Genomic DNA, 20,231 nt, shown 5'->3' with positions numbered 1-20,231 from the left:
CTGGTTACAGACCCGGCACGTCCGATGTCGCGAAAGGTATACGGTAGCCGCGCCGAAAACTTTCCCGCTGTCCGAGATGGCGATACCATGTCTGCACGGCTGGAAAGTCGTCGAGGTTGATCCGGTGGCGGGCGAAACGTGAGACCCATGGCCAGATGGCAATATCGGCTATTGAAAAATCGCCGGCCACGAACTCCCGTTCGCTCAAGCGGTCGTTCAATGTCCGGTAAAGCCGCGCCACATCCGTCGCAAAACGCGTCTCGGCAAGGGGGGCCTGTCCGGCATGGTAGGTCAGGAAATAATGGCCATAACCGAGTGTCGGGCCGAAATTGGCGGCCTGCCACATCAGCCATTCGGTGACGACCAGTCGCTCGGTCGCGGCGGCGGGCAGAAGCCGGCCTGCCTTTTCGGCAAGATAGATCAGAATCGCGTTCGATTCCGTCAGGACGGTGCCGTTTTCAAGGTCGACGATCGCAGGGATTTTCGAGCCGGGATTGATGCGGACGTAATCGGCGGCAAATTGCTCGCCTTTTTCGATGTCGATGGCGTGGCTGGTATAGGGCAGTCCAAACTCTTCCAGCGCAATCGAGATTTTGAGGCCGTTGGGCGTGATCCAGGTGTAAAGGTCGATCATGTCAGTCGAACATCGCCTCATCCAGCGGCAAGGCGCGACGGCCTTTCTTGCCCGTCACATCGGAAAGATCCTTGTAAAGACCGCGCAGGGTCAGAACCAGCTGGATAATGCGCGGGTCGGTGACACGATAGATCACCGCCTTGCCTTCCCGTGTGCCTTCAATGATACCGGCGTCGCGCAATTCGGCGAGCTGCTGCGAAAGCGTTGGCTGCTGGATACCAAGTTCATATTCCAGTGCGGAAACGGACGCTTCCGTTTCCATGAGATAAAAGACGATGGCCAGACGGTTGGCGTTGGCGACAAGCTTCAGAAGCTCGCTCGCTTCCACCACGCTGCGGCAGATGAGATTGGAAACCGGTTTCGTCACAACTACTGGTCCCTGTTTCAGACTATAAAAAAGTAAATTGTATGCTGATAAATTTCAATGGCTTGATGCAGGTCGTTTTTAGTCGGCTGCAGAATTTTTAAAATCTACAGGATTAGTAGATTTCTCTTTCGCTTTCCGGCCAAGGATCGCCAAAACGTTCCTCGAAGACATTCTATAAAAAAGTAGATTGATTGCGAAATGAGGTGTCGACATGAAAATCGGGGTTCATCCCAACAATCTGCATTTACGGCTCGCCCGGCTCTGGCCTGGCGCTTTTGAAGAATTCGATCCGGAATTCGTGGCCTATCGTGAAGGCCGCGATACGGCAGCGCTTCTGGAAAAGGGCGACATCCATTTCGGCGGTACGGGTTCGACGCCGCCCATCGAGGCGGATGCACGCGGACTTTCAGCGGTCTATATCGCCGCGTCCGCACCGAGGCCCGCCAATGGCGCGATCCTCGTGCGGCGCGACAGCCCGATCCGTTCCGCAGCGGATCTTGCGGGAAAACGCATATCGCTGATTGACGGATCGTTTCACACCTATCTTCTGGCCCGCAGCCTGGAAGGGGCGGGCCTTGGTCTTGTCGATGTGACGCGGATTGAAAGCGGTAACAGCGACAGCCTGCTCGACCTCGTGGAAGGCCGTGTCGATGCCTGGGTAACGATGTCGCCACGGCTGGAAAAGGCCCTGACCCATGAGGAGATCAGCCTTCTGGTCCGCTGCGGTTCAACCATTCCCAACCGATCGCTGTTCTGGACGCTAGCGCGTCACAATATAGCGCAGGAGACAAGACAGGCGATTGCGGCTGAACTGGACCGCGTCGGCCGCGCCGTCATGGCGGATATCGACAAGGCGGCGGCGCTGCTCGCCGCCGAACCGGGCAGCGAGGGTGATGCGGCATCCTGGGCGAAGGTGCTGCGCTCACGCGATCTTTCCGTGGTGCCCGCCGCTGAAAATATCCTTGCCGAACAGCAGGAGGAGGCCGATACGCTTTACAGGCACGGCCATTTCTCTTTACCGGTTCAGACCGGGCAAAGCCCGGCCCCGCAATCAGCCAGCGTCGGAGGCGACAGATGAATGTTTTCTGGTACATGTGCGCGCCCGACGGTGCCTATCCCTGGCAGCCGGAAGGCTCCCGCAAGGTTGATCTCGGTTACTACAGGCAGCTGGCGCTGGCTTACGATCAGCTGGGTTATACCGGCGCGCTGTTTGCCACTGGCGCGCATGATGTCTGGGTTCTGGCGGGCGCACTGCTGTCCCATACCGAGCGGCTGAAACTGCTGGTCGCCATCCATCCGGGCCTGATCGCGCCGACGCTGCTTGCCAAGATGGCGGCGACGCTTCAGGAGTTTTCGCGCGGCCGCCTGCTGATCAATGTCGTCTCTGGCGATGCGAAAATGCTCGGCGCTTACGGCATGACCATGCCGCATGACGAGCGGTACGATATGGCGGATGAATATCTGCAGATCTGGCACCGGCTTTTCGCCGGCGAGACGGTGGATTTCAAGGGGCGGCATTTCCAGACCGAGGGCGCGAAACTCGCACTGCCGGTGGGGCAGGGCATCGAGCCGCCGCCCCTGTGGTTCGGCGGTTCTTCGGACAAGGCCATCGACGTTGCGGCCAAACATGTCGAGACCTACCTCTCCTGGGGTGAAACGCCCGATCAGATCGGCGCGAAGGTCGACCTCGTCAAGGCGCGGGCGGAACAGCTTGGCCGCGAACTGGAATATGGCATTCGGCTCTATGTCATCGTGCGTGATACCGATGAAGAGGCCTGGGCCGCCGCCGCCGACCTTTACGGGCGCATGGATGAGCGCGCGATTGCCGCCAACCAGCGTTTTGTCGGCAAGACCGATTCCGTCGGCCAGCAGCGCATGACGGCGATGCATGGCGGGCAGAAACCGGAAAACCTGCGCGATCTGGAAATCGCCCCCAATCTCTGGGCCGGCATCGGGCTTGTCCGTCCGGGCCCGGGAACCGCGATTGTCGGTTCGCCGGATACTGTCATCCGCACGCTGGAGGCCTATAAGAAGGCGGGCGTGAACACCTTTATCCTCTCGGGCATGCCATTGCTGGAGGAAGCCTTCCGCTTCGGCGAAAAGGTTCTGCCACGCCTCGATGTATCGCGGGAAGTGTCAGCGGCAAAACAATTCACCTGGTCGACCCTGTTCGACCGCGACCTCTCGGCCAAGGCCTCCTGAGCATGGTGCGGGAGTGGAGAAGAACAACATGACGGCAAGTCCGGCAACAACAATCGCGCAACGGCGCTTCGGTCCACAACGCGTGGCCGAACGGGCGCTTGCCGTTCTGGACAAGGCGCTGGGTGCGGTTGCCGCCGCCATCCTTGCGACGCTTCTTGTGGTGGTGCTGGTCAATGTCACCCTGCGATATCTGTTCCATACCGGTTTCATCGGCGCGGAAGATCTGGGCATCTGGCTCAATGTGGCGATGATTGCGGTCGGCGCGCCGCTCAGCCTCAAGAGCGCTCTGGCCATGCGGCTGGATGTGTTCGTGCGCTTCCTGCCCGAACGCTTTCATGCCGCAACCGAAGTTCTGGCCGATGCGTTTTCCTTCGTCGCAGCTCTCATCCTCGCCTTCGGTGGGGTGGAGATTGCGGCCATGCTGGGTGGCACATCGCCAACGCTTGGTCTGCCGGAATGGGTGCGCTTCGGTTTTCTCGGTGCAGGCGGCGCGCTGATCTTTGTCTATCTGGCGCTGCAACGGGTCGGTGAAGGCAAGGCGCTTGCCGTTCTGCTCTCCGTCGCCATCGCGGTCGTTTCTTATGTCGGCCTGCCGGAACTGTTTATCGATACGAACCTGCCGCCGAGCCTGTTTCTGGCGCTGACGGCGGCCGTGGGGCTGGTTCTGGCCGCACCGCTTGCCCATGCCTTCCTTGCCGCCGCCTATGTGGCGATCGCCTTCGGCAGCACCTTGCCGGAACCGGCCATCGTGTCCTCGACGGTGACGGGCATGTCGAAATTCCTGCTGCTTGCCATTCCCTTCTTCCTGCTGGCCGGAAGCCTGCTGACGGAATCGGGCGTCGCCAACCAGCTGGTTCGTTTTGCCGCCTCCATGGTCGGCCACCGGCGGGCAGGGCTGGCGCAGACGACGCTTCTGACCAGCGTGCTGTTTTCCGGCGCATCCGGCTCCTCGGTCGCCAATGCCGCCTTCGGGGCTTCCACCTTCCAGCCGGAACTGGTGAAGCACGGCTATCCGCCGGCGCAGGCGGGCGCGATCATTGCCGCTACCTCGGTGCTGGACAATGTCATTCCGCCTTCCATCGCCTTTCTCATCCTCGCAACGGCCACCAACCTGTCGGTCGGCTCGTTGCTGGTTGGCGGCTTCTTCGCGGGTGGGCTTATGGCAATCTGCCTTGCGGTGGCGATCCATCTCAGCGTGCGCAGCGTCGATACCCTGCCGCGGGCGACAGGCAGTGAACGCTGGCGTTCGGCCGTGGCCGCGATACCTGCCTTCGGGCTTGGCGTCATCGTGGTGGTCGGTATCCGCATCGGCGTTGTCACCACCACTGAAGCTGCGGCCCTTGCCGCTCTCTACACGCTGTTTCTCGGTTTCGGTTACCGGCTGGGCGCGGGCCGCATTTTTGCGACCTTCCGCCAGTCGGCGGGTGAGGCGGCGGCCATCGGTCTTCTGATTGGCACGGCGGGGCCTTTCGCCTTCCTGCTGGCGGTGGACAATGTCTCCGGCCTCGTCACCGATTTTGTGACGCTTCTGGGTGGCAGCAAGATTGCGGTGCTCCTGCTCTCCAACCTCATCCTGCTCGCGGTCGGTCTGGTACTGGATATTGGTGCTGCCATCCTGCTGTTCGGGCCGATCCTGCTGCCCGCTGCCGTGGCAGCCGGTATCGATCCCATCCATTTCGGCGTCATTCTCGTGGTCAATCTGATGATCCATGGCCTGACACCACCGCTCGGCATGCTGATCTTCGTGGTCAGCGGCGTCACCCGCATTCCGGCGACAGCACTGTTCCGGGCCGTCGTTCCCTATCTCGTCTCGCTTCTCGTTTCCCTCGCCATTTTGTGCGCCTGGGCCATTTTCTTCTAAATTTGGGGTTTCAATCATGACTATTATCGACCGTCGCAATCTCCTCAAACTTTCCGCCATTGGCGCGGTAACGCTTGCTGCACCCGCTTTCGTGCGGACGGCACATGCCAGAACCCGGAACCTCACCGTCGCGTCGCTTTTCGCCGACGACAAGCCGGAGACGAAAATCTGGGTGAAGATCAGCGAGCTGGTGGAAGCGAAGCTGCCCGGCCGTTTCCATTTCAACATTGTCAAGAGCGGTGCGCTCGGTGGCGAAAAGGAAGTGGCGGAAAACATCCGTCTGGGATCGGTTCAGGCGAGCCTTTCCACCGTCTCTTCGCTTTCCGGCTGGGTGCCGGAATTGCAGATCCTCGATCTGCCCTTCCTGTTCCGCGATGCCGAGCATGTGCGCAAGGTGGTGACGGGCGAGACGGGCAACGACCTGAAAACGAAGCTCGGTGCGCAGCAATTCGTCGCCGCCGATTTCATCAACTACGGCGCTCGCCATCTTCTGACCAAGGAGCCGGTCACCCGGCCGGAGCAGCTGGAAGGCAAGAAGATCCGCGTGATCCAGAGTCCGCTGCACACCAAGCTGTGGAGCGCCTTCGGCACCACCCCGGTCGGTATTCCGATCACCGAGACCTATAATGCGCTGGCAACCGGCGTGGCTGATGCCATGGATCTCACCAAATCCGCTTATGCCGGCTTCAAGCTTTACGAGGTCGTGCCCTATCTGACGGAAACCGGCCACATCTGGGCTTCAGGCGTCGTCTATTACGGTGCGACCTTCTGGAACCAGCTGGATGACGAAGAGAAGAAGGTTCTCCTGGAAGCATCGAGCGAAGGCGCGCAATATTTCAACCAGCTGATCGTCGAGGACGAAGTAAAGTCCGTCGAGCTTGCGCTTTCGAAGGGCGGCAAGGTGCTGCAGCCGGAAGCGCTGGACGAATGGCGCAAGGGCGCGCAGGGCGTCTGGCAGGATTTCTCCGGCATTGTTGGCGGCATCGAGAAGATACAGGCTGTGCAGTCGGCCTGATAAAACGGCCCATCAAAATCAGGAAACCCCGTGCGTTCTTCGAGCGCACGGGGTTTCTTTTGTTCGATATCAGTGCGAAGCGCCGGAGCCGCCAACGGCAACGATGGAGTAAGGCTGGCCTTCCACCGCAAGCGTGCGGGTTTCCTTCAGGCTTTGCGCATCCACCACGCGCACCAGCGAATGGCGTGGATCGGAAATTGCGACCTGCCCGTCGGCAACGGCGAGACGCGGACGCGGATCGCGCCAATGGCCATCCTTGCTGTAGGGTTCGGTGACCTTTGCCTTGCGGGTGATGGCGCCTTCCAGCACGTCAAGCACATGCAGGTCGCCATCTTCCGTCAGAATATAGGCATTGCGCGGATTGGCGGGGTCGAGAATGAAATCGACGCGCCGGGTCGGCAGTTCCACCAGACGGAAGGCGTCCTTGCTGTCAGGATCGATCAGGACGACCTTGTCCTCACCGTAATTGCCGAGGAAGAACTGCATGGATTTGCCGCCGAGCAGCGTGCCGGTATAGGCTTTCGGGAAATCTTCCGGATAGGCCAGCATTTCGAGCTTCGGGCCATCCGTGCCGCCCGGCCGGGCAACGAGAATGCCTTCCTTGCAGCCAAAGGCCGCAAGCCGTGCGGATGTGGCCTCGCCGTGCAGATCAGTGCATGTCGCCTGTTCACCAACCTGCTTGCCTTCCCTGTCAAGAACGCGCAACCCGATGCGGGGCGGCAGTGTGTCGGGTTTGGTTTCGATCTGCGTGTTGGGTACGGACACCAGAACGTAACGACCCATGGTCACCGCCACGCCATGATGCGGGGCGGTCGTATCGACGGTGCGGACCTTTGCCTTGCCGTCCAGCAGGGCAGCCTCATCGATGATCTCAGCCTTACCGCCACGGTCGTAGAAGAGGATGGCATGGTCATCGTGGGGCACGACGTGGAACGGGCGTTTGCCTTCGAAGGCAACGGGCAGCAGCGCCGTCTCTTCCACATCCAGATCGCGGTGTTCACCGTGGTCGGAAAAGACGATGCCGGTCTTGATCACATGCACGATATCCGAATCTGACTGTGTGGCGAAAACAGTCTTGCCGGAGGCGCTGGCGGTCAGCGCCGCATAGCCCTTGAGGTCGTAGCGTCCGAGTTCCTTGCCGGTTTCGAAATTGATCGCGCGCACCACCGGCTGGGTGTGATCGGCAATGAAGAGACGCCATTCCTTGACGATGTCGCCGCTTTCTTCCGCCTGCGCCACGCCAGAGGCGAGCGGAAGGGTGAGGGCAAGGCACGTGGCAAGCGCGCTCATGCCAAGGTGCTGTTGAAGGGAAAATCTCATGGTGTTCCTTCCAGACGTTATCATCCCCGTGCGGATACGAACCGGTATCGGTTCTGAAGGATGTTTGTAATGTTATTACGTTACGAGATTGCGTATTAGCATTACGCGCGGGGGCGATGTCAACCGATGCAAACGTCTTGGTACGGAAAAATCTGGATGGTGGTCGTGAGGCGGAGGAGGGAGGCGGGTGACGCTTCAGCGTCAGGCCGTATTTCCCGAAGGGCTGTAAAGCCGGGTAAAACAGGCAGGCGCATCGCTGCGCCTGCCTCCATCAGTTTTAGCGGATATCGTCAGGCAGAACATCCGAAGGGATGTTCTGGTAGGAAACCGGGCGCATGAAGCGGCGGATCGACATGGTGCCAACAGAGGTTGCGCCGAAGTTCGTCGATGCCGGGTAAGGGCCGCCATGCACCATGGCTTCGGAGACTTCCACGCCGGTTGGGAAACCGTTGGCGAGAACGCGGCCGGCCTTGCGCTCGAGGATCGGCAGCAGCTTGCGACCAAGTTCGGCGTCGCCGGCATCGAGATGCATGGTTGCCGTCAGCTGGCCTTCGAAGCTCTTGGCAACTTCCAGCATTTCCTCGGTGCTATCAACCGTTACGATCAGGCCGAGGGGTCCGAAGACCTCTTCGGCAAGCGCGTGGTTGGCAACCCAGTCCTTGCCGGAAACGCGGTAGAGGTAAGGCGTGGCGTTGCGCAGGTTGCAGGTGGTGGTCAGCACGTCACGTACGCCATTGCCGGCGGCGATGCGGTCGCGGCCGTCGCGATAGGCGGCAGCGATGCCGTCGGTCAGCATGACCTGCGGGCCGACTTCGGAAAGGGCTGCACGGGCGGTTTCAGCAACGGCATCCGCCTGCGAGGCGAGAATGACGGCGATGCCGGGGTTGGTGCAGAACTGGCCAGCACCCATGGTGAGCGAACCGGCCCAGCCCTTGGCAATGGCTTCGCCGCGGTTGGCAACCGCTTCCGGCAGCAGGAACATCGGGTTCACGGACCCCAGTTCGCCGAAGAAGGGGATCGGCTCGGGGCGCTGGGCGCAGAGATCGAACAGCGCGCGGCCGCCGGCGAGCGAACCGGTGAAACCAACTGCCTTGATGCGCGGATGCTGCACGAGCGCGGAACCGACATCGCGGCGGCCGCCCTGGATCAGCGAGAAGACGCCGGGATGCAGATTGTGCTTCTTGACGGCGGCGAGAACGGCTTCGGCAACGATTTCGCCGGTGCCGGGATGGGCGGAATGGCCCTTGACGACGACCGGGCAGCCGGCTGCCAGAGCGGCAGCGGTATCACCACCGGCCGTCGAGAAGGCGAGCGGGAAGTTCGATGCACCGAAAACGGCAACAGGGCCGATCGGACGCTGCATCAGGCGGATATCCGGGCGCGGCAGCGGCTGGCGATCTGGCAGCGCTTCGTCATGGCGGCGGTCGAGATAGTCGCCCTTGCGGATATGCGAGGCGAAAAGACGCAGCTGGCCAACGGTGCGGCCGCGTTCGCCCTGCAGGCGTCCTGCGGGCAGGCCGGTTTCGGACGAGCCGATTTCGGTGATGGCGTCGGCGCGGGCTTCGATCTCGTCGGCGATGGTGTCGAGGAATGCGGCGCGCTCTTCGCGGGTGGTGTAACCGTAGCTCCAGAAGGCTTCTTCGGCAGCTTCACAGGCCGCATTCACCAGATCGACGGTGCCGACCGAAAAATCGAAAGCTTCGCCATGTGCAGGCTCGCTGCGGAATTTAGCTTCCGTTGCGACCCATTCTCCTGCAACCAGATGTTTGCCGTGCGGCTTGAAACTCATTGTGCTCTTCCCTGAAAATCTGATCCTGTGTGGAAAATCCACCCGACACCGTGACGTTGCACCGAAAGGCGACAGCGAAAACGCCATCAGCCGCGATCCTCGCCCGGTTGCCTTCTGCCTTAGCCCGTGTGGGGCCTGAGCGAAAGCCGGTTTTTCAACTATCTGACCGAAAAGTGTGATTAATTGGGCGAGGCGTGAAAAAGACCCGCTTCCGTTTACGCGCACGGCGCTCTATTGTGACGCCATGATGACAAATAGACTCCCGAAATATGTCGCCTGGTCGGTTTTTCTGCTGATCGTGATCGTTACAGTTTGCCCTATCGGCTTTCGTCCGCACACGCTGACGACGGTGGGCCTGGACCGCGCCGCGGCCTTCGCCTTCTGCTCGGCCGCCTTCGTGCTCGCCTATCCGCGTTACTGGCTGGCGATCATCGTGGCAGGCATTGCGGCGGCTTTCGGCATCGAGGCGCTGCAATTCCTGTCGCCCACCCGCCATCCGCATCTGATGGACGCCGCCGTAAAAGCCGCCGGCGTCGTCGCCGGCGGGCTTACGGCCTTTTCCTACCTGCTGTTCAGGACGCGGCTGGCTGCAGGCTGACGGAACGCCCGCAGCCGGGAACATTGTTCAGCGTGTCCCACCCGCCAGGCCGAAACGGCTGTGCGATAACGTGCGTTCGATGCCACGCAGCTCAGCCAATCCCTTCAGCCGGCCGATGGCGGGATAACCGGGTTGTGCGCCGCGCGTCAGGTCGTCGAGGATTTCCTGACCGTGATCGGGCCGCATCGGAATGGCGTGGTCTTCACGGCCCTCCGCACGGCGGCGCGCCTCTTCGGTGAGGAGTGCGGCGATGACGGCGACCATGTCGGTTCCGCCTTCCAGATGCTCGTCCTCGAAGAAGGAGCAGGGCACGGTGTCCGTGTCGCGCGTCACATTGCGCAGATGTACGAAATGGATGCGATCGGCAAAACGGCTGGCGATGAAGGGCAGGTCATTGTCCGCCCGCGCGCCCAGCGAACCGGTGCAGAGCGTCACGCCACTGGCGCGGCTATCGACCTGCGAGAGCATATGAGCGTAGTCGGCTTCGGTGGAGAGAATACGCGGCAGGCCGAGCAGCGGCCATGGCGGATCGTCGCCATGGGCGCAGATGTTGATACCCACCTCTTCGGCAACCGGCGTTACCTCCGAGAGAAAGTTGATGAGGTTCTGTTGCAGCCTTTCGCGGTCGATGCCGTGATAGGACCGCAGTTTTTCCAGAAGCTGGGCAAGCGTATAACCATCCGCCGAACCGGGCAGACCCGCGCCGATATTACGCCCGAGGGCGGCGATTTTTGTATCCGGCATGTCGGCGAAGCGTTTTGCCGCTTCCTCCGCCAGCCAGTCCGGATAATCGGCCTTCGCCCCGGGGCGTTTCAGGATGTGAATGTCGAAGGCGGCGAAATCGGTGAGATCGAAACGCATCGCCTTTGCGCCGTGTCTGGTTTCCCAGCGCAGGTCCGTGCGGGTCCAGTCCAGCACCGGCATGAAATTATAGCAGACGGTGCGGATGCCGGAGGCGGAGAGGCGGCGCAGCGTTTCCTGCCAGTTGGTTATATGGGTTTTCCAGTCACCGGTCTGGGTCTTGATATCTTCGGAGACGGGCACGCTTTCCACTACATCCCAGTAAAGTCCGCCGGCCTTGATGGCTTCATGCCGTTTAGCGATTTCGTCCTCCGGCCAGACATCGCCGGTGGCGATCTGATGCAGCGCGCTGACGATGCCTTCCGCGCCCGCCTGAGCCGCATCCTGAACCGTGACCTTGTCGACCGGGCCGAACCAGCGCCATGTATGTCTCATCTTAAATCCTCAAATATCAGTCTGCGGAAAATGTCAGCTGCACCTTGCAGGCGGCAGAGCGGTCTCCGGCCTGTTCGAATGCGGCTTTCGCCTCGCCAAGCGGGAAGCTGTGGGAAATGATCGGCCGCACATCGATCCTGCGGCTGGAGATCAGCCCGGCGGCAATGGCAAATTCGTCGTGGAAACGCTGTGAGCCGCGCCAGAGGATTTCCTTGCCCACCAGCGCGTTGAGCGGAATGGTGATGTCGCCGGTGACGCCCACCTGCACGATGGTGCCGCGCGGGCGCACGCAAGCAAAGGCGGCGCGAAGTGCTGGACCGGCTGCGGAGCAATCGAAAATGACGTCAAAATAACCCTTGTTGTCCTGATAGGGGATGAGCGCCTCGGCGTCTTTCGCGACATTGATGGTGCGGTCGGCACCCATGGCGGGGGCGCGTTCAAGTGCGGCATCGGTAAGGTCGGTGGCAACGATGATGCTTGCTCCGGCGTGGCGGGCGGCGGCGATGGTCAATAGACCGATGGGGCCTGCGCCCGTCACGAGTACGTTTGCCCCTTTCAGGTCGCCGGCCTGGGCCACGGCATGCAGGCACACTGCGAGCGGCTCGGTGCAGGCGGCTTCAGCCGGTGAGGTATCCTCTGAAAATCTCGCGCATTGTTTGGCGGGAACCACCAGCCGGTCGCGGAACATGCCCTGTTCATGGGGCAGGCGCATGGCGCTGCCCATGAAGCGCATTTCGAGGCAATGGATCGGCTGGCCCTTCAGGCAGAAATGGCAATGGCCGCAGGGCTGAGACGGATTGACGGCGACAAGCTGGCCGATGGCAAGCCCGCTGACACCCTCTCCCAGCGCCTGCACATGGCCGGATGCCTCATGTCCGCAGATGATCGGCTCGCGCACCCGGACCGGGCCGAAGCCGCCATCCTGATAATAATGCAGATCGGAGCCGCAGATGCCGCCCGCCGCCATGGCGAGCAGCACTTCGCCGGGCCCCGGTGCGGGAAGGTCCTGCGTTTCGACGCGAATGTCCTTCTGGCCGTATAGACGTGCCACGCGTGTCTGCATGACGATGCCCTCATATGTGTATGGGATGAAGAAGCCCGCGCGGGAAACCGCGCGGGCGATGATGTTGGCGTTAGCGGATCAGGCCCATTTCGGTCGGCAGCCACAGCGTGATGGCCGGAACGAAGGTGATCAGCAGCAGCGCCACGAACAACGGCACCAGCCAGGGCAAGATGGCCATCGTCGTGCGTTCGACGGAGAGTTTTGCCACGCGCGAGAGCACGAACAGCACCATGCCGAGCGGCGGATGCAACAGCCCTATCATCAAGTTGAGCGTGATGATGAGACCGAAATGTACCGGATCGATATGGAACTGCAGCACCAGCGGCAGAAGGATCGGCACGAGAATGGTGATGGCCGCAATCGTATCGAGGAAGCAGCCGACGAACAGCATCAGGAGATTGACCAGCACAAGGAAAATCCACTTGCTGTCCGTGATCGTCAGGATGGCCGCCGACAGAAGCTGCGCCGCCTGGCTCACCGTCAGCAGCCATGCGAAGACCGATGCCGCTGCGACGATGAAGAGAACCGAAGCGGTCGTCTCAATCGTATCGAAGGTCGATTTCGCCAGCGTTTTGAAGGTCATCGTCCTGTAACGGACAAGCCCGAGGAATAGTGACCACAGAACGGCGGCAACGGCGGCTTCAGTGGGTGTGAACCAGCCCATGGTCATGCCGCCGATCAGGATCACCGGCGTCATCAGCGCCATCACGGCGGAGAAGTCGAAATACCAGTCGCAGGCGAGCAGGATGACCAGCACGATCAGGATCGACAGGTTGAGCGACAGGCCGAATGCCGTGAGGATATAGATGCCGAGCGGCACCATCATCACCACGAAGACTTCAATCGATGCGCCGAAGATGGTTCTGAGGCTGAACGGCGTATCGGAGCCCCAGCCCTTGATATAGGCGAAGACCGCAACCGTGATCATCATCAGAAGCGTCATGACAACGCCCGGAACGATGCCGGCCATGAACAGTGCGCCGATGGAGACATTCGCCATCATGCCGTAGATGACGAAGGGCAGCGACGGCGGGAAGATCGGGCCGAGCGTTGCGGAAGCGGCGGTGACGCCGACGGCCGCTTCGACCGGATAACCGTGATCCTTCATGGCCTTGATTTCGATGGTGCCGATACCGGCCGCATCGGCAAGCGCGGTGCCGGACATGCCGGAAAAGATCACCGAGCCGATGATGTTGACCTGTGCAAGGCCGCCCTTCATCCAGCCGACGAGCGCGACGGCGAAGGAATAGATGCGTCCCGTAACCCCCGCCGTGTTCATCAGGTTGCCGGCAAGGATGAAGAAGGGAACGGCCAGAAGCGGGAAGCTTTCCACGCCCGCAATCAGGCGCTGCGCGGCGATGATATCAGGCGCGACATTGTAGAAGACGATATAGAGCAGCGAGGCCGAGGCCATGGAAATGGCGACGGGCAGGCCGATCAGCATCAGCAGAAGAAAGGAGCCGATAAGAAGCAGCATGTGATCAATCTCCCGCGCTCTGGAATTCTTCGGGCCGTTCCAGAACGGAGTAGCCGCGCTGCATATTGGCGATGAAGACCTGCACCGAGCGGAAGAACATCAGAACGAAAGCGGCCAGAACCGTGTAGAAAACGATGTTACGCGGCAGCGCCACGGTGACCATCTCCTCATCCGCGACGATTTCCATATATCGCCACATCAGCCATGAGGTGTAGGCGAAGAACAGGATGCGCAGCACATCGACAAGGATCGACATGGCGCGGGCCACCTGCGGCGGCACATAGTGATAAAGCACATCCACCTGGATGTGGCGCGACATGCGCACGCACATGACCGAACCTAAAAACACCACGCCGATCAGGCAGTTGACGGCGATTTCTTCCGTCCAGGCATAGCTGTCGTTGAGCACGTAACGGGTGAAGAACTGAAGGAACACGCAGCCTGTCATCAGCCAGAAGAGGCCGAGCGTGACCCAGTCTTCGAATGAATAGACCTTGAGATCGACCTCCGGCGGCGCCTCGTCGAACGTATGGGCGAGTTCCTCAGGCGTGACCTGAGTATGGATTTCCTGCGACATTGAGATATCCCGTCTGGAGAGAAAGGACGGTGCGGCAACGGGGCCGCACCGGATCTTGGCTCACTTGACGGCGCGAATGGCTTCCCAGTCGGCCTTGTCGTAACCGAAGTCCTCGAACTTCACTTTTTCGAGGACGTTCTTCTCGAAGTCGGCCTTGTCGACCTCGGCGACGGTGAGGCCGCGCTTCTTGAAGTCTTCGACGAGGCTCTTTTCGCGGCCTTCGATGGTCTTGGTGGTGCGCTCGGCGGCCTGCTGCATGACTTCGGTGAAGATTTTCTTGTCTTCATCGGAGAGCTGCGACCACAGGTTCTTCGAAATCACCGTGTTGAGGTGGTCGACGATGTGGCCGGTCAGGACGATGTTCTTCTGCACTTCGAAGAACTTCTTCGCCTCTATGGTGGTCAGCGGGTTTTCCTGGGCGTCGACCGTGCCGTTCTGGAGCGCCAGATAGACTTCCGCAAAGGCAATCGGGGTCGTGTTGGCGCCGCAGGCGCGCGGCATGGCCAGATAGGCCGGAACGTCAGGAACGCGCATCTTCAGGCCCGCCATGTCGGCGCAGGCGGCAATCGGCTTGTTCGACGTGGTGTGACGCGTGCCGTAATAGCTGACGGCGGAGATGTGATTGCCGGTCTTGTCTTCGTAACCCTTGGCGAGACGCTTGAAGATATCGCTCTTGGTATAGGCGATCAGATGGCTCGGATCGCGGAAGATGTAAGGGAAATAGGTGACGCCGATCGGCTTGAAGTCACGCGCGGCAAAGCTGGAGCCGGAAATGATGATATCGACGGTGCCGATTTTCAGGCCCTGGTTGATATCGGCTTCCTTGCCGAGCTGCGAGGCGGGGAAAACATCCACCTTGTAACGGCCGTCGGTGCGCTTAGCGATTTCTTCCGCGGCCCAGACCGAATCCGTATGGAAAGGTTCGGAGGTCTCGTAGACATGCGCCCATTTCAGCGTGGTCTGCGCCTGCGCCGCGAGCGCGGAAAGCAGGATGGCGGCTGTTGCGCCCATCAAAGTGGACAATCTGTTTTTCATTCTTAACTCCTCCCGAATTAAAGCCAGATGTGCTGTTTTTTCCGTTGCCGGTTGCGGCGACGGTCACTCCTCCCCGATCGTTTCCTCCCCGAAACTCTCGGAAAATCTCTTTTGCGACAGCGTCAGATGCTGCCGCATCGCCTCACGCGCACCTTCCGGGTCGTTGGCGGCAATGGCGTCGCGGATTGCGCGGTGCTCCTGAACGGCAAGGTTCCATGTATGCGGCCCCTCGAAATAGCTGGCGAGCTTTTCGAAAAAGGGCGACAGGCTGCGCTCGTCATAGATCAGGCCGGTAAAGCGGTTCAGCGCCGAATTGCCGATGATGTCGGCAATCGCGGTGTGGAAGGCCCGGTCGAAATTGAGCGCCTGTGGTGAGTTGTCGAGCGCGCCGGCCATGCGTTCGATGATATCATCGAGCTTGGCTATGCATTCCGGCGTGGCAAGCCTTGCCGCTTCCTCCGCAATCGCGCTTTCGATGATGCAGCGCGCCTGCAGGATTTCGAATGGCCCATGCGCATCCGGCACCGGCGGCTTTTCCTTGGCCTGCTTGCCGGCTGCGCTGACATAAACGCCCGAACCCATGCGGATATGGATATGGCCTTCCACTTCCAGAACGATCAGCGCTTCGCGAACCGTCGGGCGCGATACGCCGAAGCGTTCGGCAAGGTCCCGTTCCGCCGGCAGGCGCTGGCCTTCGGTCAGTTCCCCGCTTTCGATGAGCAAACGAATTTGTTCCGCAACCAGCCGGTAAAGGCGGCGCGGCTCCAGAGCCACAAACATGATATCCTCCCAGCGCGAAAGTCTCCCCCAATCGCGCAAGCGGTAAGATGGTCTTACCAATTTTATTAGGGCGCATTTATGCGGTGCTGTCAATTGGCCGCTGGTGGAAAAGTGGGTGGGAGGAGTTTGTGGCGGTTCAGCAGGTCGGGCGTTGGCTTATTTCGGGGCTTTTACCACTTCCGCCATTCCGGCTTGGAGTGGGCATTCAGCCAGCCCGAGTCTTTGTGCATAAGAGGATGGTAAAGTTCGTAAACCTTGCCTCCGTCATGCTCGGGCTTGTCCCGAGCATCTGCTACCGGTCAGTTTTACGATAGGTGGTTAGATCCTCGGGACAGGCCCGAGCATGACGTCGGGTGGGATGGCTTGTTAGCCGATAGAAAGATCGGTTTTTCAGCCCCTGCCACCTGCGAGCCTCAGAGCGCCATTCTCGCCGATGACGACATCCAGCTCACCATATCCGCCTATGGAAAGATGCGGCGTTTCGATGAGATGGGAGTGGGTGGCGTTGATGACGACCACGGTTGCGCCCATGCTTTCCCCGGCCTGAATGCCGGCGGGGGCGTCCTCGAAGACGACGCAGTTTTCAGGCGCGACGCCGAGCTTTTCCGCCGCCTTTTTATATCCTTCCGGATCAGGCTTGCCGTTCACCACGTCCTCGGCGCAGATCATCACCGCAGGCGGGGTGAGGCCTGCGGCCGCCAGCCGGCGCTCGGCGAGCGCGCGGGCAGCGGAGGTGACGATGGCCCATTTGCCGGTCGGCAATTTTTCGAGAAATGCCGCAGCCTCGGGAATCTGGAGGATGCCGTCGACATCGTCCATTTCCTTCCGCAGCAGCATCGCCGCCTGTTCCGCGACATCCAGACCGGGAACGGCCTCGCGGCGCACCACTTCCGACGCGCGCATGCCGTGGATGCGCTGCAGGAAAGCGTTCGGCTCTATGCCGTTGTCCACGGCCCATTCGCGCCAGACCCGCTCCACCACCGCAATCGAGTTGAGCAATGTTCCATCCATGTCGAATAGGAAGGCCGCATAATCTTGCGAAAATATCTGGTTCTGCGGCGGGACTTTGCTGTGCATCTCATTCTTCCGTTGAAGCTGTCGGGACGCCTGTCTCTACAGCATCGGCGGAGATAACGGAATCGCTTTTCCACCTTGAAGGCATAATGCGGTCATCTGGCCGAAGGTGGATATTGTCCCGGAATCGGACGTTCGCGTGTTCCGCGACTCGCCGGGTTGGGGTAGGGGAGAAGGCGTGCCCATCCCGCGATGCTGAGCGTCAGGTTGCAGCAAGGATGAGCTGCTATCGTGAGTTTTCACAAGTGCCGGAAACGCGTTAAATCAAAAGGTAATGATGGATTTTGAATGTTTCGCATGAGGTTTTTCGGGGCGGAATTTTCTTAACGAATCCGCCGCTTCAGGGGCGGCGTTAACCATTTGTTAACCATATTCGAGGTACCTAATTGTCAACGATTTGTTTACCAAGATGACCAAAGTGCTAACAGACCAGCGTTCGATCCGTATCAAAGGCCGCTCCTTCCTCGCAGTCGTCCTGTCTCCCGAATCTCCGGTCGATCAATGGCTGGAAAGGCTCGATGATCTTGCCGCCCGTTCGGCGGGCTTCTTCCTGTCGCGTCCGGTGGTTCTGGATGTGTCTGAGCTGTCGCTTGACAAGGCGGGGCTGAAGGAGCTGCTGGCGGCGCTGACGGAGCGCAATGTCGGCATCATGGGTATCGAGGGCGTTCGCCCCTCGATGATCGAGCCGGGCATGCCGCCGTCGCTGAAGGGCGGAAAGCCCGCTTCCGATGTCGAGGTTGAGCCGGTCGCCATCGCTGCCGAGTTGCCGGAGGAAAAGCCGCGCGCTGCCGGTGAGGTCAGGGCCGTCGTGCCGTCGCTGGTCATCAACGAGCCGGTTCGCTCCGGCCAGTCGATCATGTTTCCCGAGGGTGACGTGACCGTCATCGGTTCGGTCGCCTCGGGGGCGGAAATCATCGCCGGCGGTTCGGTGCATATTTACGGCGCCCTGCGCGGTCGCGCCATGGCCGGTTCGCTTGGCAATGTTTCGGCGCGCATCTTCTGCCGCAAGCTCGAAGCGGAGCTTCTGGCCATCGACGGCGTCTACAAGGTGGCCGAGGACATTGACGACAAGCTGCGCGGCCAGGCCGTTCAGCTCTGGCTGGAAAACGATACGATCAAGGCCGCAAAGCTTGGCTGATAACAGAGAAACAACACAGGAACAGGAGAGCCATATGGGGAAGGTAGTCGTTGTAACTTCCGGCAAGGGCGGGGTGGGAAAGACCACCTCGACCGCAGCGCTTGGCGCCGCACTGGCGCAGAACAAGGAGAAGGTCGTGGTCGTCGATTTCGATGTCGGCCTGCGCAACCTCGATCTCGTCATGGGTGCTGAACGCCGCGTGGTTTACGATCTCGTCAACGTCATCCAGGGCGATGCCAAGCTGACGCAGGCGCTGATCCGCGACAAGCGCCTCGAGACGCTGTTCCTGCTGCCTGCCTCGCAGACGCGCGACAAGGACAATCTGACGCCGGAAGGTGTCGAATGGGTCATCAACGAGCTGAAGAAACATTTCGACTGGGTGATCTGCGACAGCCCCGCCGGCATCGAACGCGGCGCGACGCTGGCCATGCGCCATGCGGATGTGGCCGTCGTCGTCACCAATCCGGAAGTTTCCTCGGTGCGCGACAGCGACCGCATCATCGGTCTGCTGGATTCCAAGACGCTGAAGGCGGAACGCGGCGAGCGCATGGAGAAGCATCTGCTTCTGACACGTTACGACGCTTCCCGCGCCGAGCGTGGCGATATGCTGAAGGTCGACGACGTTCTGGAAATCCTTTCCATTCCGCTGCTCGGCATCATTCCGGAAAGCACGGATGTGCTGCGGGCCTCGAACGTCGGTGCGCCCGTTACGCTGGCCGATGCCCGCTGCGCGCCGGCCATGGCTTATTTCGACGCCGCCCGCCGCTTGTCCGGTGAGGATATTCCGGTGGTCATTCCGGGCGAGAAGCGTGGCATCTTCTCCAAGATCTTCGCAAGGAGGGCTGCATGAGCATCTTCAGTCTTTTCCGCAAACAGAAGTCGGCACCGCTTGCGCGCGAACGCCTGCAGGTGCTGCTCGCCCACGAAAGGGCATCCTCCGGCTCCGATCTGGTCGCCATCCTCAGGGAAGAAATTCTCGGCGTCATCGCCAAACATGTGCAGATCGACAATGATCGCGTGCATGTGAAGATGGATCGCGACGAGCATGTCTCCATCTTGGAGATCGATGTCGAGATTCCTCTGGGTGCCGATCTGCGCGCCGCGTAAGATACGTCTTGAAAAAAAACGCCGCCCGCCACCGGGCGGCGTTTTTATTCCGCTGTCGTATCGACGGGTTTTCGAAATGCCTCCGCCAGATCGCCGGGCAGCGGGCGCTTCAGGTTGATGCCGTTTGGCGGGATCGGCGCGTTGAACCATTTGTCGTAGATTTTATCGATTTCGCCGCTCTCATAGATCTGGCCGAGCGCTTCGTTGACGGCGTCGCGGAAGCCGGTATCGCCGTGGCGGAGCATCAGGCCATAGGGCTGCGGCGGAGCGAGATATTCGTCGGAGATGACGTAGTCTTCCGGCTTGCCGGTCTCGGCAACGAAGGATCGCAGAAGTATGTCGTCCATGACGAAGGCCGAGGCACGGTTTTCCGTCACCATGCCGAAACTGCCCTCGGTGCTGTCATTTTGCAGAACAGCGACGTTCAGCCCCAGTTTGCGATTGAGCACGTTGAGTTGGGTTATGTTGATGGTTCCCGTCGTCACCACCACAGTTCGCCCGGCGAGATCGGCGACGGTGTTCAGGCCGCTCGATTTCAGCGCCACATAACGGGTGCCGGTGATGAAGTGGCTGTAGGAGAACCACACGGCCTTGCGCCGCTCCTCAGTATTCGTGCTCGCCACGCATTCCATGTCCATCGTGCCGTCATTGAGAAGCATGATGCGGTTGCTGGGCGTGCGCTTGACGAACTCGATCTTCAGTTCCGGCAGGCCGAGCTTTTTCTTGATGGAATCCGCCACTCTCAGGCATAGCTCGATGCTGTAGCCGATAGGCTCCGGCCCGGTGCCGAGATAGGAAAAGGGAATATTGCGATCGGCGTAACCGAGCTTGATGGTGCCGGTTCTGGCAATGGTTTCAAGTGTCGGCGGTTGGGCATCCTCGCTCACCGCCTGGGCGGGAAGAAGACTTGAAAAAGCGAGCATAAGCCATAATGTCGATCTCTGCATCGCGCATCTCC

20 protein-coding genes are annotated in these 20,231 nt (G+C 60.6%); 8 read left to right on the top strand and 12 right to left on the bottom strand.

Features of this window, described 5'->3' with window-relative positions:
• Window positions 1-4 precede the first annotated feature (4 nt).
• Window positions 5-634, bottom strand: a complete 630-nt coding sequence (locus ACQZ5K_RS04660) for a glutathione S-transferase family protein (protein WP_448739723.1) — start codon at window positions 632-634, stop codon at window positions 5-7.
• Window position 635: 1 nt separating this feature from the next.
• Entirely contained in the window at window positions 636-1,001 is a 366-nt protein-coding gene (locus ACQZ5K_RS04655) for an ArsR/SmtB family transcription factor (RefSeq protein ID WP_448739722.1), read from the bottom strand.
• A gap of 211 nt (window positions 1,002-1,212) precedes the next feature.
• On the opposite strand from ACQZ5K_RS04655, the gene ACQZ5K_RS04650 reads away from it, so the two are divergent.
• Genes ACQZ5K_RS04650 through ACQZ5K_RS04635 form a run of 4 tightly spaced genes read left to right on the top strand, consistent with a single transcriptional unit; the run spans window position 1,213 to window position 6,079 of the window.
• Window positions 1,213-2,079 carry an ABC transporter substrate-binding protein gene (locus ACQZ5K_RS04650; RefSeq protein WP_137004674.1) on the top strand — a complete coding sequence of 289 codons (867 nt, stop codon included), beginning with the start codon at window positions 1,213-1,215 and terminating at the stop codon, window positions 2,077-2,079.
• On the top strand, window positions 2,076-3,203 hold the full coding sequence (locus ACQZ5K_RS04645; RefSeq protein WP_065117654.1) for an LLM class flavin-dependent oxidoreductase: 1,128 nt from the start codon (window positions 2,076-2,078) through the stop codon (window positions 3,201-3,203). Before ACQZ5K_RS04650 ends, ACQZ5K_RS04645 begins: the two co-directional genes overlap by 4 nt.
• A 28-nt stretch (window positions 3,204-3,231) precedes the next feature.
• A complete protein-coding gene (locus ACQZ5K_RS04640; protein ID WP_448739721.1) occupies window positions 3,232-5,064 on the top strand; it encodes a TRAP transporter large permease in 1,833 nt (610 codons plus the stop codon).
• Window positions 5,065-5,080: 16 nt separating this feature from the next.
• Complete coding sequence (locus tag ACQZ5K_RS04635) at window positions 5,081-6,079, top strand: TRAP transporter substrate-binding protein (RefSeq protein WP_137004672.1); 999 nt, start codon at window positions 5,081-5,083, stop codon at window positions 6,077-6,079.
• 69 nt (window positions 6,080-6,148) lie between these two features.
• On the opposite strand, the gene aztD is transcribed toward ACQZ5K_RS04635, so the two are convergent.
• Together aztD and ACQZ5K_RS04625 are read right to left on the bottom strand one after the other, a co-directional pair.
• Window positions 6,149-7,399, bottom strand: a complete 1,251-nt coding sequence (gene aztD, locus ACQZ5K_RS04630; RefSeq protein WP_448739720.1) for a zinc metallochaperone AztD — start codon at window positions 7,397-7,399, stop codon at window positions 6,149-6,151.
• A gap of 277 nt (window positions 7,400-7,676) precedes the next feature.
• Window positions 7,677-9,188: an aldehyde dehydrogenase (NADP(+)) gene (locus tag ACQZ5K_RS04625; protein ID WP_448739719.1), complete on the bottom strand. Its 1,512-nt coding sequence runs from the start codon at window positions 9,186-9,188 to the stop codon at window positions 7,677-7,679.
• A gap of 244 nt (window positions 9,189-9,432) precedes the next feature.
• Here ACQZ5K_RS04625 and ACQZ5K_RS04620 point away from each other — a divergent pair, with 244 nt between their 5' ends.
• Window positions 9,433-9,786 carry an antibiotic resistance protein VanZ gene (locus tag ACQZ5K_RS04620; protein ID WP_175422123.1) on the top strand — a complete coding sequence of 118 codons (354 nt, stop codon included), beginning with the start codon at window positions 9,433-9,435 and terminating at the stop codon, window positions 9,784-9,786.
• Between the two features lie 27 nt (window positions 9,787-9,813).
• Here the strand turns inward: ACQZ5K_RS04620 and uxuA are convergent, their stop codons facing one another.
• The 7 genes from uxuA to ACQZ5K_RS04585 form a co-directional block, all read right to left on the bottom strand.
• The gene (uxuA, locus tag ACQZ5K_RS04615) at window positions 9,814-11,022 is read right to left on the bottom strand and encodes a mannonate dehydratase (RefSeq protein ID WP_448739718.1); all 1,209 of its coding nucleotides are present in this window, start codon (window positions 11,020-11,022) and stop codon (window positions 9,814-9,816) included.
• A gap of 16 nt (window positions 11,023-11,038) precedes the next feature.
• Window positions 11,039-12,085, bottom strand: coding sequence for an L-idonate 5-dehydrogenase (locus ACQZ5K_RS04610; RefSeq protein WP_137004667.1), 1,047 nt, complete (start codon window positions 12,083-12,085; stop codon window positions 11,039-11,041).
• Between the two features lie 70 nt (window positions 12,086-12,155).
• Complete coding sequence (locus tag ACQZ5K_RS04605; RefSeq protein ID WP_137004666.1) at window positions 12,156-13,562, bottom strand: TRAP transporter large permease; 1,407 nt, start codon at window positions 13,560-13,562, stop codon at window positions 12,156-12,158.
• 4 nt (window positions 13,563-13,566) lie between these two features.
• The gene (locus ACQZ5K_RS04600; protein WP_064263022.1) at window positions 13,567-14,139 is read right to left on the bottom strand and encodes a TRAP transporter small permease; all 573 of its coding nucleotides are present in this window, start codon (window positions 14,137-14,139) and stop codon (window positions 13,567-13,569) included.
• A gap of 60 nt (window positions 14,140-14,199) precedes the next feature.
• On the bottom strand, window positions 14,200-15,174 hold the full coding sequence (locus ACQZ5K_RS04595; RefSeq protein WP_137004665.1) for a sialic acid TRAP transporter substrate-binding protein SiaP: 975 nt from the start codon (window positions 15,172-15,174) through the stop codon (window positions 14,200-14,202).
• Between the two features lie 63 nt (window positions 15,175-15,237).
• Window positions 15,238-15,954, bottom strand: a complete 717-nt coding sequence (locus ACQZ5K_RS04590; protein WP_065655644.1) for a FadR/GntR family transcriptional regulator — start codon at window positions 15,952-15,954, stop codon at window positions 15,238-15,240.
• 390 nt (window positions 15,955-16,344) lie between these two features.
• Window positions 16,345-17,031 carry an HAD-IA family hydrolase gene (locus tag ACQZ5K_RS04585; RefSeq protein ID WP_137004648.1) on the bottom strand — a complete coding sequence of 229 codons (687 nt, stop codon included), beginning with the start codon at window positions 17,029-17,031 and terminating at the stop codon, window positions 16,345-16,347.
• A 406-nt stretch (window positions 17,032-17,437) separates the two neighbouring features.
• Between ACQZ5K_RS04585 and minC the strand changes: the two genes are divergently transcribed.
• The 3 genes from minC to minE are packed head-to-tail and all read left to right on the top strand — an operon-like array spanning window position 17,438 to window position 19,273.
• Window positions 17,438-18,166, top strand: a complete 729-nt coding sequence (minC, locus tag ACQZ5K_RS04580; protein WP_175422119.1) for a septum site-determining protein MinC — start codon at window positions 17,438-17,440, stop codon at window positions 18,164-18,166.
• 34 nt (window positions 18,167-18,200) lie between these two features.
• Window positions 18,201-19,016, top strand: a complete 816-nt coding sequence (gene minD / locus ACQZ5K_RS04575; RefSeq protein WP_003506498.1) for a septum site-determining protein MinD — start codon at window positions 18,201-18,203, stop codon at window positions 19,014-19,016.
• Window positions 19,013-19,273 (top strand): cell division topological specificity factor MinE, encoded by a 261-nt coding sequence (minE, locus tag ACQZ5K_RS04570; protein ID WP_020809474.1) that lies wholly within the window; start codon window positions 19,013-19,015, stop codon window positions 19,271-19,273. Before minD ends, minE begins: the two co-directional genes overlap by 4 nt.
• 44 nt (window positions 19,274-19,317) lie before the next feature.
• On the opposite strand, the gene ACQZ5K_RS04565 is transcribed toward minE, so the two are convergent.
• Window positions 19,318-20,220: an amino acid ABC transporter substrate-binding protein gene (locus ACQZ5K_RS04565; RefSeq protein WP_137004646.1), complete on the bottom strand. Its 903-nt coding sequence runs from the start codon at window positions 20,218-20,220 to the stop codon at window positions 19,318-19,320.
• Window positions 20,221-20,231: the final 11 nt, after the last annotated feature.

Source organism: Agrobacterium sp. 22-226-1 (genome assembly GCF_053522345.1).
This window is presented reverse-complemented; position numbering and strand designations above follow the sequence as displayed.

Excerpts from the sequence above, each read along its gene's own strand:
- ACQZ5K_RS04660 (WP_448739723.1), bottom strand. The coding sequence starts at position 634 with ATGATCGACCTTTACACCTGGATCACGCCCAACGGCCTCAAAATCTCG.
- ACQZ5K_RS04650 (WP_137004674.1), top strand. The coding sequence starts at position 1,213 with ATGAAAATCGGGGTTCATCCCAACAATCTGCATTTACGGCTCGCCCGG.
- ACQZ5K_RS04645 (WP_065117654.1), top strand. The coding sequence starts at position 2,076 with ATGAATGTTTTCTGGTACATGTGCGCGCCCGACGGTGCCTATCCCTGG.
- ACQZ5K_RS04640 (WP_448739721.1), top strand. The coding sequence starts at position 3,232 with ATGACGGCAAGTCCGGCAACAACAATCGCGCAACGGCGCTTCGGTCCA.
- ACQZ5K_RS04635 (WP_137004672.1), top strand. The coding sequence starts at position 5,081 with ATGACTATTATCGACCGTCGCAATCTCCTCAAACTTTCCGCCATTGGC.
- aztD (WP_448739720.1), bottom strand. The coding sequence starts at position 7,399 with ATGAGATTTTCCCTTCAACAGCACCTTGGCATGAGCGCGCTTGCCACG.
- ACQZ5K_RS04625 (WP_448739719.1), bottom strand. The coding sequence starts at position 9,188 with ATGAGTTTCAAGCCGCACGGCAAACATCTGGTTGCAGGAGAATGGGTC.
- ACQZ5K_RS04620 (WP_175422123.1), top strand. The coding sequence starts at position 9,433 with ATGATGACAAATAGACTCCCGAAATATGTCGCCTGGTCGGTTTTTCTG.
- uxuA (WP_448739718.1), bottom strand. The coding sequence starts at position 11,022 with ATGAGACATACATGGCGCTGGTTCGGCCCGGTCGACAAGGTCACGGTT.
- ACQZ5K_RS04610 (WP_137004667.1), bottom strand. The coding sequence starts at position 12,085 with ATGCAGACACGCGTGGCACGTCTATACGGCCAGAAGGACATTCGCGTC.
- ACQZ5K_RS04605 (WP_137004666.1), bottom strand. The coding sequence starts at position 13,562 with ATGCTGCTTCTTATCGGCTCCTTTCTTCTGCTGATGCTGATCGGCCTG.
- ACQZ5K_RS04600 (WP_064263022.1), bottom strand. The coding sequence starts at position 14,139 with ATGTCGCAGGAAATCCATACTCAGGTCACGCCTGAGGAACTCGCCCAT.
- ACQZ5K_RS04595 (WP_137004665.1), bottom strand. The coding sequence starts at position 15,174 with ATGAAAAACAGATTGTCCACTTTGATGGGCGCAACAGCCGCCATCCTG.
- ACQZ5K_RS04590 (WP_065655644.1), bottom strand. The coding sequence starts at position 15,954 with ATGTTTGTGGCTCTGGAGCCGCGCCGCCTTTACCGGCTGGTTGCGGAA.
- ACQZ5K_RS04585 (WP_137004648.1), bottom strand. The coding sequence starts at position 17,031 with ATGCACAGCAAAGTCCCGCCGCAGAACCAGATATTTTCGCAAGATTAT.
- minC (WP_175422119.1), top strand. The coding sequence starts at position 17,438 with ATGACCAAAGTGCTAACAGACCAGCGTTCGATCCGTATCAAAGGCCGC.
- minD (WP_003506498.1), top strand. The coding sequence starts at position 18,201 with ATGGGGAAGGTAGTCGTTGTAACTTCCGGCAAGGGCGGGGTGGGAAAG.
- minE (WP_020809474.1), top strand. The coding sequence starts at position 19,013 with ATGAGCATCTTCAGTCTTTTCCGCAAACAGAAGTCGGCACCGCTTGCG.
- ACQZ5K_RS04565 (WP_137004646.1), bottom strand. The coding sequence starts at position 20,220 with ATGCAGAGATCGACATTATGGCTTATGCTCGCTTTTTCAAGTCTTCTT.